This window comes from Microvirga sp. P4_G7 (assembly GCF_056401005.1).
The window spans coordinates 1-1,138 of the sequence record NZ_JBFUKD010000940.1; the positions used below are offsets into that span (position 1 = coordinate 1).

The following is a 1,138-nucleotide window of genomic DNA, read 5'->3' on the forward strand; positions in this document are numbered from 1 at the left end:
CGTGGTTGCCCGGCGTCAGGTTGCGCACGATCTCGTCGAGTTGCGCCTCGAACGCACGGACCAATTGTCGTTCGGTGCGCCGCTCATGGCTGTACCCGAAGACATCGAGGGGCGTTCCACGCAAGATCTTGAAGCGTGCGAGAACCTTGAAGGCCTTCATCATCCACGGGCCGAAGCTCATCTTGCGCGGCAGTCCGGTGACCTTGTCCTTGCGGGCGAAAAGCGGCGGCGCGAGATGGAATTCGTAGCGCAGGTTGTCGCCTTCGAACGTCGATGACACCAGACGCTCGAAATGGCCGTCCGTGTAGAGACGGGCCACTTCATACTCGTCCTTGTACGCCATGAGCTTGAAGAGCGAGCGGGCAACGGATTCGGTGAGCGCGGTCGTCGAAGGCATCATCGCCGTCTCCGCCGCGCGGACGCGTTCGACGGATTTGCGGTAACGCTTGGCGTAGGAGCGGCTTTGATAGGCTTCCAGGAAGCCGACGCGCCGCTCGATCAATTCGTCGAGACTCGTGGACAGGACCAACTCGTCGGTCGGGGTCGAGAGATCGTTCATGATCTTCGCGACGACCTCCGGCTCGGCAGCGGCGCGGCGTCCCCAATTGAAGGCCGACAGGTTCATCTTCACGGCCTCGCCGTTCAGTTCGATCGCTTTCTCGATCGATTCCGCGTGCAGCGGAACGCGACCGATCTGATACGCGTAGCCCAACGTGAACATGTTGGCGGCAATCGCGTTGCCGAGGATCTTCGTCGCGACGCTCGTGGCATTCACGAAGGCGACCCCGTCCGCTCCGGCCGCCGTCGTGATGGCGCGCTTGATCCGCTCCACCGGCAGGGAGAAATCGGCGTTGCGGGTGAACTCGCCGGGCATCACCTCGGCGGTGTTCACGATGAGCGCCGTTTGACCTTGCTTGACCGATGCGAGCACCTTCTTTGTGCCCGTGACGACAAGATCGCAGCCGAGAACCAGATGTGCGGCGCCGGCAGCGACCCGGATCGCGTGGATGTCGTCTTGATGATTGGCGAGGCGCACATGGCTGTAGACCGCACCGCCTTTCTGCGCGAGGCCGGCCATATCGATCATGCCGAGGCCCTTGCCCTCGAGATGCGCCGCCATGCCGAGAATGGCGCCGAT

1 protein-coding gene is annotated in these 1,138 nt (G+C 62.8%); it reads right to left on the reverse strand.

The features are described 5' to 3' along the window. A partial coding sequence (locus AC1DT3_RS22095; protein ID WP_477467317.1) for a DUF6537 domain-containing protein occupies nt 1-1,138 on the reverse strand: 1,138 nt, incomplete at both ends.